This window comes from Streptomyces sp. NPDC049915, from assembly GCF_040656475.1.
In the GTDB taxonomy this organism is placed as follows: domain Bacteria; phylum Actinomycetota; class Actinomycetes; order Streptomycetales; family Streptomycetaceae; genus Streptomyces.
In genome coordinates, this window is the sequence record NZ_JBFAMH010000059.1 from 1 (window position 1) to 10,472 (window position 10,472).

Consider the following 10,472-nt stretch of genomic DNA (forward strand, 5'->3'; position numbering starts at 1 on the left):
CGGATGTCATCATAACATCAACGTACAATGGAATCTTGGAATCTTGGAATCTTGGAATTCCAAATCTTGGTAGCTGGAGAACCAATCCCCGCGGCTCAGAAGGGCACCGTTGCCCGGTGCCGGCCGCTGCGGGCGGACACCCCCCACCCCGGCCCTTCTCGCCGTCGGCGACTCCTTCCGGCAGCCGCACGGTGCTGCCCCGCCAGCAGACCCTGCGCGCGGTCGTCGACTGGTCCTGGGACCTGCTCGACGAGCAGGAGCGGACGGTGCTGCGCGAGGTGTCCGTGTTCGCGGGCGGCTGGGACCTCGCGGCGGCCGAGGCCGTGTGCTCCGGCCCGGCCACGGAGCTGATCGGGGCACTCGTCGACAAGTCCCTCGTCGTCGCGACCCCGGACGAGCGGGAGAGCTCCGGCGGTATGCGCTACCGCATGCTCGAGACCATCCACGAGTACGCCGCGGAGCGCGCCGCCGAGGCACCCGGGCTGTGCGCCGAGGCCGAGCGGCGGCACCGCGCCTGGGTGCGCGCGCTGGTGGAGGAGGCCGACCCGCGGCTGCGGTCGGCGGACCAGCTGCGGTGGATCGCCCGCCTGGAGGGCGAGCTGGACAACATCCGGGCGGCGCTGGACCGCGCCCTCGCCGAGGGGGAGGAAGCGGAGGCGGCGGCGCTCGTCCTCGCCATGGGGTGGTTCTGGTGGCTGCGCAACTACCGTCAGGAGGCCACCGGCTGGGCGGAGCGTGTCCTGCGTCTGGGCGCCGCCCGCGACTCCCTCTCCGTGCGCGGCCGGGCCAGGGGCGACCTGCGCGTGGAGATGGCTCGGGTGGATCCGGTGGGTGCCTTTCTCGACGCGCCGGACGGTGAGGCGCGCCATCCGCTGCACTCGCTGCGGATGGAGCTGCGGATGCTGCACCTGTTCCTCACCGTGGAGTCCGAGGCGGGGCAGCAGCTGCTGCGGGACGAGCGGTTCGAGCGTTACCTCACGCGCGTGCGGGCCGTGTTCGAGGACGGCGGCCCCTGCGCGGCCCGGCTGCCGGGCCTGGTCTGGCCGATCACCCTGTTCCATCTGGACAGCCGCGACGACGTGCGGCCCGCCCTGGACGCGGCGGTCGCCAACTGCCGGGCGCACGGGGGGGACTGGGAGCTCGGCGTGGCCCTGATGTTCCGCGCCCACACCGTCGTCGACTCGTACGCCGCCGAGCGGGCGCGTGGGGCGGCGCTCGCCGTCGGTGACGCCCTGGGGGAGTTGGAGGCCGCCGTGGGCGACCATCCGGCGGGCTCCGGGTCTAGGCCCTGTCGTTTGGATCATCCCGGCGTCGCGGGGTCTGGCACGCACATCTGCGGCGTTGTCGTCGGTTGCCAACGCTCCGCGTTGGCGCCCTCCTCCGCCTTGCAGCTGCACGCGCCAGGCCCCGCTCGGGTCGGCCGGAAGGCACCGCACCTCACGGCCGGCCTGATCCAAACGACAGGGCCTAGCCGCAGGTGAACTTCGACTCCGCCCAGTCCGCGACCGCCAGGGTGTCGAAGTGGCTGTGTGGTGCGACGACGAGCATGACGGTCCTGCGGCCGGTCAGGTCCACATGGACGGGTACGGCACTGTCGCCGCCCTTGATCCGGCCCGACCGCCACAGCCGCACACCGTCGGCGTAGACGGAGAAGGAGACCTTGCCGAGCTTCAGGGTCATGTCGTCGACGCCGACGAGGGCGTCGTAGGCGGTGCAGGAGCGGTTGAGGTCGATGGTGACGGAGGAGTCACCGTGCACGCTCACCCCTCGGTCGTACCGCTTGCCGCCGATCGACAGGCCGTAGCGCTGCCACACCCAACTGCTTCCGGCGAGTCGCATCTCCGGCTTGGTGCCGTCACCTGTGATGTCGTACGACAGTTCGCTCCACTCGTAGACGGCCGGGGCCGGCGGCGGAGGTGGTGTCGGTGCCGGGGTGGGTGTCTGTGCCGGGGTGGGTGTGGGCGGCGGCGTCGGCCGGGGCTCGGGTTTCGGCTTCGGTTTCGGCTTCGGTGGCGGGCTCGGGATGGGGGTCGGTGTGGGCGTCGGGGACGGGGTGGGGACCGGTTCTGCGACCACCGGCTTCGGGGCGGGCCTGCGCGGGGGAGGCGGTGCCGGGGTGGGCGGCTGCAGCCGCACGACCGGTGTGGACAGGGGTGGCGCCGCCGCGGGCTTCCTGGCGGGGCTGTCGTCGCCGACGAGGGCGAGCGCCACCGCCGCGGCAGCCACCGCCACCACACCGGCTGCGACACCGGCCTTCACCGGCGCGCCCAGCCCCTCCGAGGCCGCCGCGCCGCCCACCGAGCCGGAAGAGCCGCCGCTCGCCGCCGCGGCCGCGCCCGCGGCGCCCGCCGCACCCGCTCCGGCACCTCCGGCGACGAGTGCGAGCGCCTTGGCGTACCCGGCGACGCCGAACCAGCCGATGACGGCGAGAGGCACCACGGCGGGGATGCTGCCGGCGACCTCCTCGATCTGGCTGGCGGCCAGCCGGCACTTGGCGCACTCCTCGAGGTGCTTGCGCAGCCCCCGTTCGGCGCGGGTGCGCAGCTTGCGCCGGGCATAACTGCCGAGCTGGTCGGCGTAGCGGGCGCACTCCTCGTCACCGGCCAGCGCGGTGGAGACATGGGCCTGGAGGTAGGCCTGCTTCAAACCCTCCCGGGCGCGGCTGGCCAGCACACGCGTGCCGTTGGCGTCCAGGCCGAACAGGACGGCGACCTCGCTCGGCGACTCGTCCTCGATCTCCGTGTGCCACAGCACGGCCTGCCAGCGCTCGGGGAGCGAGCGGAACGCCTGCATGGCCATGGACTGTTCGGCCTCGTGCATGGCGCGCACATCGGCGCCGAGGTCCAACCTGTCGTCGTCGGACACTTCCGAGGAGCGGGCGGCCTGCTGGGCGAAGACGGCGAAGTCGTCGACGAGGTGTTCCCGCTTGGCCGACTGGATCCAGTGCGCGGCGACGCGGCGCACGGAGGTGAGCAGATAGGCGCGGACGGCGTGTTCGGGCCCCGAGCCGCCGCGCACGGCCTGCAGCATGCGGGCGAAGACCTCGGCGGTCAGGTCGTCGGCGGTGTGGGCGTCGCGGCAGCAGGTGCGGGCGTAACGGCGGACGGCACCGGCGTGCCGGCGGTACAGCTCCGCGTAGGCGGAGTCGTCGCCGGAGCGCATCCGCTCGATGAGGCCGGCGTCGGACGCGGGGAGCGGGCGAGGCGGCGGCAGCACGCTGTCCTCGCGCCACTTCCGCTGGGCGGGAACACCGTCGGCCGGGCCCGCGGGACCGCTGTGCGGCACGGGGTTCCGCTTGCTCTGGGGTGGTACCTGGGGTGAGGCCGGGCCGCCGGCTTGTGCGTCCTCGTCGTCGAGTGACTCGTCCCGCCCGTCAACGCTCATCGCGGAAAGCCCCCGCCGCCTGCCCCACCAGTCCCGAACACCGGGTCAGCGTGCCATACCGGCTTTCGACCATGGCCCGCAGTGCGCGCAACCACTCGTCCGGGCGGACTTGACGCATGGAGGTACTGAACGTCACTCGTTCGGGGAAGGCTCAACGGATCGCGTTGACAGCGGGGTTGTGCGGGGCGGGCGCGCCAGGTGGCCCGGCGCGCCCACCCGCACGGCTCACGCGGGACGCGAGCGCAGCCCCTCCAGCAGGATGTCCAGCAGCCGCGCCGAGGCCGCCGCCTGCTGCGCCGCGTCCGGCAGCGAGGGCGCCGCCGTGGCGATCACCAGCAGGACGTCCGACACGGACACGTCCGGCCGCAGCTCACCCGCCGCGCGCGCCCGCTCCACGAGCCGGCCCACGACCTCCAGCAGCGCCGAGGCACCGGAGTCGTCCAGCACGCCGTGGTCCGGCACCAGCCGCAGCTCACCGGTGCCCGGCTGCGACCGCTGCTGCGGCACCCGCGCCTCGTCGAGCACGCCACCGGCGCCCGCCGCGGGCGCCTGCTCCTCGGCCACCCCGACCCGCAGCACCTGCGGCGGCAGCAGCCGTCCGGCGCCCGAGGCGACCGACGTGCGCAGAAAACGCGACAGCGCCGACCACGGCTCGTCCTCCTGACCCAGCGCCGTACGCGCCTGCTCCGTCAGCCGGGCGGTCTCCTCCGCGGCGATCCGCCGCACCAGCACGTCCTTGCTCGGAAAGCGCCGGTAGACCGTGCCGACACCGACCCGCGCCCGCCGCGCCACGTCCTCCATCGGCGCGCCGTACCCCAGCTCGCCGAAGACCTCGCGCGCCGCCCGCAGTACGTGCTCCAGATTGCGCTGGGCGTCCACCCGCAGCGGCGTGGTCCGCGCCGCGTCCCCGCGCCCGTGGCCCCCCGACGCGCTCACCGCCCCGCCGGCGGCCAGAGCGGATGCGGACGACCAGTGAGAGTCCTGAATGTGCATGATGATCCCCCGGTTATGACGTCTCCCCCCGGAGACTCCCCTAAGAACGCGCCGGGGCGCGCGGACAAGCGTCGCGTGCCCGGGCCCGGCCGTGCGATCTCTCGGGCCCGATGAGCGTCTCCCCCAGACACCCCGTCGTGTACACGAACATAGTTGAGAGGGAGTCAATTCAGAAGGGGCAGGTTCCGCACAGAGCGCCCCCCGATCGGAGTACGGGCCGCATACGTCCCGAAAACACCCCCCGGCGTACCCCGGCGCACACCAGCTGACCTGCGCAACTGCCCCCGACTCCGACGTTTCGGCCATGCCTGGGCATCCCCGGCTCCCGGTCACACAAATCGCCGGGCCTGTGGACAAACGGCAGCGCCGGGTGCGTCATGGGATGGTGAAGGAACGTGCGCGCATTCTCGTTGTCGGCGGCGGCTACGTCGGGATGTACACGGCCCTGCGCCTGCAGAAGCAGCTCAGAGGGGAGCTGCGGCAAGGCGCGGTCGAGATCACGATCGTCACGCCGGATCCGTACATGACGTATCAGCCGTTCCTGCCCGAGGCCGCGGCCGGAGCGATCTCCCCGCGTCACGTCGTCGTGCCGCTGCGCCGCTTCCTGCCCGACTGCCGCATCGTCATCGGCGAGGTCACAGCCGTCGACCACGCCGCGCGCACCGCCACGGTCGCCACCCTCGCCACCGAGGAGAAGGACACACCCCCGGAGCATCTGCAGTACGACGAACTCGTCATCGCCCCCGGCTCCGTCTCGCGCACGCTGCCCGTACCCGGCCTCGCCGAGCACGGCATCGGCTTCAAGACCGTCGAGGAGGCCATCGGCCTGCGCAACCACGTCATCGAGCAGATGGACATCGCCTCCTCCACCCGCGACCCCGCGATCCGCGACGCCGCCCTCACCTTCGTCTTCGTCGGCGGCGGCTTCGCCGGCGTGGAGGCGCTCGGCGAACTCGAGGACATGGCCCGCTACGCCGCGCGCTACTACCACAACGTCCGCGCCGAGGACATGAAGTGGATCCTGGTCGAGGCCTCCGACCGGATCCTGCCCGAGGTCGGCGCCGAGATGGGCCGCTACGCCGTCACCGAGCTGCGCCGCCGCAACATCGACGTCCGCCTGAACACCCGCCTGGAGTCCTGCGCGGACCGCGTCGCCGTGCTCAGCGACGGCGCCCGCTTCCCCACCCGGACGGTCGTGTGGACGGCCGGCGTCAAACCCCACCCGGTGCTCGCCGCCACCGACCTGCCGCTGACCGCGCGCGGCCGGCTCAAGTGCACCGCCGAACTGACCGTCGACGGTGCCCCGCACGCGTGGAGCGCCGGCGACGCCGCCGCCGTCCCCGATGTCACCGCGAAGGAATCCGGCACCGAGACCGCGCCCAACGCCCAGCACGCCGTGCGCCAGGCCGCGGTCCTCGCCGACAACCTCGTGCGCACCCTGCGCGGGCAGCCCCTCCAGACGTACGCCCACAAGTACGTCGGCTCGGTCGCCTCCCTCGGCTTCCACAAAGGCGTCGCACACGTCTACGGGCGCAAACTCAAGGGCTACCCCGCCTGGTTCATGCACCGCGCCTACCACCTCAGCCGCGTGCCCACCTTCAACCGCAAGGCGCGCGTGCTGGCCGAATGGACTCTGTCAGGACTGTTCAAACGGGAGATCGTCTCCCTCGGATCACTCGAACATCCCCGCGCCGAGTTCGAACTGGCCGCCGGTGGAAAGCCTTCCGACCATCCGAAGAACGACCCGAAGGGGTCCAACTAGCCGGACCCGGGAACTCCACCGGCCACCGCGGCGTCTGACGGATGTCGGCCCGGACGGCCACCCCTGCAAGTCTGATCACCGAGCCCGGGCGGGCCGCCACCCGTCCGCGAAGTCAATGCGAGGCTGTCCCAAGTGCTGCATGTCCCGGGTGCTGCAACAATGTGCGGCCACCGCCGCCCGGCCCCGAGAGCCCAGGCCGGGCCCCGGAGCCGGCCGACGACGACTACACGAGGCAAGGATTCGTGAACTTCACGCGCTGGAGCGCCCGGCTCCCCGGAACGCAGCGCCGCGCCGCCGCGCGGACCGACGCCACGACCACCGCGGACCGGCGGGGCGACGGCTCCGTCCCCGCGGCCCGCGCCGAGCGGCCCGCCGACGGGACGACGCCCGCCCCCGGCGTCCCGGCCGTCGACGACCTGTCCGTGCGCGCGGTCCTCGACCGCGTCCCGGCCCTGGTCGCCCTCGTCCACGGCCCCGACCACCGTCTCGCCCACGTCAACGACGCCTACAGCGCCGCCTTCGGCCCCCGCCCCGCCGGCGCCCCCGCCGCCGACGCCCTGCCCGAGCTGAAGGAACTCGGCCTGCTCCCGCTGCTCGACCAAGTCCTGCGCAGCGGCCGGCCCCGCACCCTGAAGTCCCGTAAGGCCCCCGACGGCCGCTCCTACACCTTCACCTGCACCCCCGTCACCGAAGGCGACGGAGGCGGCCCCGGAGTGCTCGTCTTCGCCACCGACGTCACCGACCACGCCGAGGCCGCCGAACGTCTGCGCGCCAGCGAACGCCGCCAGCGCGAAACCGCCGTCACCCTCCAGCGCTCCCTGCTCCCGCAGGAGCTCGAGGCACCCGACGACCTGCGCGTCGCCGCCACCTACCACCCCGGCGGCACCGAGGCCGCCGTCGGCGGCGACTGGTACGACGTGATCACCCTCGGCGGCGGCCGCACCGCCCTCGTCATCGGCGACGTCATGGGCCGCGGTGTGCGCGCCGCCGCCGTCATGGGCCAGCTGCGCACCGCCGTGCGCGCCTACGCCCGCCTCGACCTGCCCCCGCACGAGGTGCTCCAGCTCCTCGACGGCCTGGCCACCGAGATCGACGCCAACCAGATCGCCACCTGCGTCTACGCCGTGCACGACCCCAACGAGGGCCGGCTGATGTACGCCTCCGCCGGGCATCTGCCGATCCTGGTGCGCGACGAGAGCGGCACCGTGCACCGCGCCGACGAACCCACCGGCCCGCCGCTCGGCACCGGCGGCTGGATGCACACCTCCGGCTCCATCCCGCTCACCCCCGGCTCCACCGCCGTCCTCTACACCGACGGCCTCGTCGAACGCCGGGACGAGGACCTCGACGAGGGAATCGCCGCCCTGGAGCGCGCCCTGGCCGGCGCCACCGGCACCCCCCAGGTCGTCTGCGACCGTCTGGTGCGCTCCGCCGGCGTCACCGCCGACCACGCCGACGACGTCGCCGTCCTGGTCCTCCAGCACCCCGCACGCACCGGACCCGACAGCGAGCTGTTCCGCAACGCCGCCCTGGAACTCCTCGGCGGCATCGAGGCGGCCCCCCGCGCGCGTGCCTTCGCCTCCGGCGTCCTCACCAGCTGGCGCTTCCCGCCCGAGCTGCACGACCTCGGCGTGCTGGCCGCCAGCGAACTCGTCGCCAACTCCCTCCAGCACGGCACCCCGCCGATGAAGCTGCGCCTGCGCCGCACCGACCGCCGGCTGATCGTCGAGGTCACCGACGGCGACGACCACCTGCCCCGGCGCCGCCGCGCCGAACCGGCCGACGAGTCCGGCCGGGGCATCGCCATCGTCGCGACCATCGCCTCCAACTGGGGGTGCAGACGCACCCCCGGCGGAGGCAAGGCGGTGTGGTGCGAGTTCGCCCTGCCGAAGACGTAGACGGACCCGAGCGGCAGACGCGCGCGCTCACGCGTCCGCGGTCACCGCGTCCGCCGGCGCGCCACCGCGCTGGACGACCCGGCTACGGGCGCGCCACGGCTGGTCCTGCACCTCGGTGAGCCGGCTTCCCAGCCGTATCGCCAGCACGCTGATCGCCAGCGAGAACAGCAGGAAGGTCACGATGTACGGCGCGTGCAGCGCGGCCCCCATGGGACCGCCCACCGCCGGACCGACGGCCAGAGCGAGCTGCTTGACCAAGGCGAACGCGGAGTTGTACTGCCCGGCCAGCCCGCTCGGCGCCAGATCGGCGACCAGCGGCGCCACCGTCGGCGACAGCATCGCCTCGCCCAGCCCGAACAGCGCGTACGTCGAGACGAAAGCAGCCGTCGCCATCTCCTGGCTGCCGTGCCCCAGTCCCGCGTACCCGGCCGCGAGCCACGCCACGGCCCAGATCAGTCCCACGGCCGCGATCACACGGGAGCGCCGGCGACGCTCGACGAACTTCAGCACGGCGAACTGCGCCACCACGATCATCGCGGTGTTCGCGGCCAGCGCCGTCCCCAGCGCGGACGTCGATATCCCGGCGGCCTCGACGCCGTAGGCGCTCAGACCGGACTCGAACTGTCCGTAGCAGGCGAAGAACAGCACGAAGCCCAGCACGCACAGCTGCACCATGGCCCGGTTGCCCAGCAGCCGCTTCCAGCTGCCCTTGGCCGAGGCAGGAGCGTCCGCGATCTTCGGCGCGTGCGGTATCCGCACCGTCGCCATCACCACGACCAGCAGCAGGAACACCGCCGCCTCGATCGCGAACAGCAGGGTGAACGACGACACGCGCGAGGTGTCGACCAGGTGCCCGCCGATGAGCCCGCCGACGCCGAGCCCCAGGTTCTGCAGGAAGAACTGCATCGCGAACGCCCGCGACCGCGTCTCCGTGGTCGAGCAGTCCACGATCATCGTCGCCAGCGCCGGCTGCATGACGGCCTGCCCGGCCCCCAGCGCCGCCGCCGACAGCAGTACGGCGGCCGACGTGCTCGCCAGACCCAGGCTCAGCGCTCCGAGCGCGGCGGTGACCAGGGCGGCGAGCAGGACCGGCAGCGGGCCGCGCCGCACGATCGCCCGACCGGCGAACGGCAGCACGATCAGCGCGGCCACGGCAAACACGGCGAGAACCATCCCCGCCGTCAGGGCACCAAGGCCCCGCACCTGCGCCACATAGACGTACAGGTAGGGGACGGTGAAGCCGAGCCCGAACGCGCTGAGTGCGTTGCCCACGTGGATCCGGCGCATCGCTGCGCCCTTCTCCCTGGTCACGTTCACCTCTCTCACTAGTTAGGAGTGAAGACTTCGAAGTTAAAGTTCGAAGCTAAAGAGTACATGCCGAAGGACTTCAAGGCAAAGGACGGTCGTGCCATACTGCGGCCATGGGCGACACCCCCGGCACGCTCGGCGCCGAGCCGACCATCGAAGAGCAGATCGCGGCCTACCAGCGCGAGTTCCAGGACCTCGACCCCCAGGTCGAGAAGATCGTCTCGGCGCTCTCCCGGCTCAACCGCCGCATGAACGTCGCCTACGGCAGGCAGACCGCCGAGCTCGGCATCAGCAATGCCGAGTGGGAGGTCCTCAAGGCCCTCGTCCTGTCCGGCGCCCCCTATCGCATGGGGCCCGGTGAGCTCGCCAAGCGACTCGGCCTCACACCGGCCGCCATGACCCACCGGATCGACCGCATGGTCGCCGAGGGGCTGGTCACCCGGGAACGCGACGAGTCCAACCGCGTCCGCGTGATCGTGGAGCTCACCCCGGAGGGCCGGGAGAAGTGGCTGGAGGCGATGCGCCTCGCGTCGGTGTTCGAGGAGGAGCTCCTCCAGGACCTCACTCCGGCCGAGCGGACCGTCCTCGACGAGGTGCTGACCCGCCTGCTGCGCCGCGTCGAGCACGCCCAGCCGGACGCCGGCGGCCGGCTCACCGACCTCGACTAAAGAGGTTGACAGGGGGCGCTTGACAGCCCCCTCCCTGATCCGTAGAGTTCTTCGGGTTGCCGCGGGGCCCTAACGGCTCTGCGACGACACCTCCCGCCGCCTCGAGCGGCACCTCAAACCACCAGCACGATCTCCCAACGGGATTGATTTCGGCGTGCCCGAATTCAATTCGAATAGGGACTCGGCGGCCCGATTGGGAATCGCCGGAAGGATCCGCTAAGGTTTGAGACGTCGGAACGGCCCAACGGCCGAGAAGGCAAACCCCGCTGACTGGGGGTCAGACGCCGAAAGGATCTGATAGAGTCGGAAACGCCGGAAAGGGAAACGCGAAAGCGAGAACCTGGAAAGCACCGAGGAAATCGGATCGGAAAGATCTGATAGAGTCGGAAACGCAAGACCGAAGGGAAGCGCCCGGAGGAAAGCCCGAGAGGGTGAGTACAAAGGAAGCGACCGTTCCTT

6 protein-coding genes and 1 pseudogene are annotated in these 10,472 nt (G+C 72.2%); 4 read left to right on the forward strand and 3 right to left on the reverse strand.

Annotated elements, in window-relative coordinates:
- Window positions 1–176 precede the first annotated feature (176 nt).
- Window positions 177–1,184 (forward strand): annotated as a pseudogene (locus AB0J12_RS39170) (AfsR/SARP family transcriptional regulator); the annotation flags it as partial.
- A 283-nt stretch (window positions 1,185–1,467) separates the two neighbouring features.
- On the opposite strand, the gene AB0J12_RS39175 reads toward AB0J12_RS39170, so the two are convergent.
- Both AB0J12_RS39175 and AB0J12_RS39180 read right to left on the reverse strand, forming a co-directional pair.
- Entirely contained in the window at window positions 1,468–3,384 is a 1,917-nt protein-coding gene (locus tag AB0J12_RS39175) for a sigma-70 family RNA polymerase sigma factor (RefSeq protein ID WP_363269588.1), read from the reverse strand.
- 225 nt (window positions 3,385–3,609) lie between these two features.
- Window positions 3,610–4,377 carry a TetR family transcriptional regulator gene (locus AB0J12_RS39180; RefSeq protein ID WP_363269589.1) on the reverse strand — a complete coding sequence of 256 codons (768 nt, stop codon included), beginning with the start codon at window positions 4,375–4,377 and terminating at the stop codon, window positions 3,610–3,612.
- 382 nt (window positions 4,378–4,759) lie between these two features.
- Here AB0J12_RS39180 and AB0J12_RS39185 point away from each other — a divergent pair, with 382 nt between their 5' ends.
- Window positions 4,760–6,139, forward strand: a complete 1,380-nt coding sequence (locus AB0J12_RS39185; RefSeq protein ID WP_363269590.1) for an NAD(P)/FAD-dependent oxidoreductase — start codon at window positions 4,760–4,762, stop codon at window positions 6,137–6,139.
- A gap of 242 nt (window positions 6,140–6,381) precedes the next feature.
- A complete protein-coding gene (locus AB0J12_RS39190) occupies window positions 6,382–8,037 on the forward strand; it encodes a SpoIIE family protein phosphatase (RefSeq protein ID WP_363269591.1) in 1,656 nt (551 codons plus the stop codon).
- Between the two features lie 27 nt (window positions 8,038–8,064).
- Here the strand turns inward: AB0J12_RS39190 and AB0J12_RS39195 are convergent, their stop codons facing one another.
- Window positions 8,065–9,324, reverse strand: a complete 1,260-nt coding sequence (locus AB0J12_RS39195; RefSeq protein ID WP_363269593.1) for an MFS transporter — start codon at window positions 9,322–9,324, stop codon at window positions 8,065–8,067.
- 134 nt (window positions 9,325–9,458) lie between these two features.
- Here AB0J12_RS39195 and AB0J12_RS39200 point away from each other — a divergent pair, with 134 nt between their 5' ends.
- The gene (locus tag AB0J12_RS39200; RefSeq protein WP_363269592.1) at window positions 9,459–10,013 is read left to right on the forward strand and encodes a MarR family transcriptional regulator; all 555 of its coding nucleotides are present in this window, start codon (window positions 9,459–9,461) and stop codon (window positions 10,011–10,013) included.
- Window positions 10,014–10,472 lie beyond the last annotated feature (459 nt).

Bases quoted from the DNA above. Each gene is read 5' to 3' on its own strand.
- AB0J12_RS39195 (WP_363269593.1), bottom strand. From the start codon at position 9,324: ATGCGCCGGATCCACGTGGGCAACGCACTCAGCGCGTTCGGGCTCGGC.
- AB0J12_RS39185 (WP_363269590.1), top strand. From the start codon at position 4,760: ATGGTGAAGGAACGTGCGCGCATTCTCGTTGTCGGCGGCGGCTACGTC.
- AB0J12_RS39180 (WP_363269589.1), bottom strand. From the start codon at position 4,377: ATGCACATTCAGGACTCTCACTGGTCGTCCGCATCCGCTCTGGCCGCC.
- AB0J12_RS39200 (WP_363269592.1), top strand. From the start codon at position 9,459: ATGGGCGACACCCCCGGCACGCTCGGCGCCGAGCCGACCATCGAAGAG.
- AB0J12_RS39175 (WP_363269588.1), bottom strand. From the start codon at position 3,384: ATGAGCGTTGACGGGCGGGACGAGTCACTCGACGACGAGGACGCACAA.